The following is a 236-nucleotide window of genomic DNA, read 5'->3' as shown; positions in this document are numbered from 1 at the left end:
GATCTCGTCGAGACGTTCGGCTATGGTGGTGCCGGAGGCCTTGAGTTCACCGACCAGACGCAGGATCGTCGCCAAGGCGGTGATGCCGTCCTTGTCGGGTACGTGGGAAGGATCGCAGCAGTAACCAATGGCTTCCTCATAGCCGAAGACGAGTCCAGGCACACGGCCGATCCACTTGAACCCGGTCAAGGTCATGTGGTGTTCGCGTCCGGCAGCCTTAGCCATCCGTCCCAGAC

1 protein-coding gene is annotated in these 236 nt (G+C 61.0%); it reads right to left on the bottom strand.

Annotation, left to right across the window (positions count from 1 at the left end; all coding sequences use genetic code 11):
• Positions 1 to 225 (bottom strand): hypothetical protein (locus tag AC0IYH_RS33965; RefSeq protein WP_471838877.1); only part of this gene is annotated, 225 nt, incomplete at its 3' end.
• Between the last annotated feature and the right edge of the window lie 11 nt (positions 226 to 236).

The organism is Pseudomonas sp. AC463 (assembly GCF_979253585.1).
This window is presented reverse-complemented; position numbering and strand designations above follow the sequence as displayed.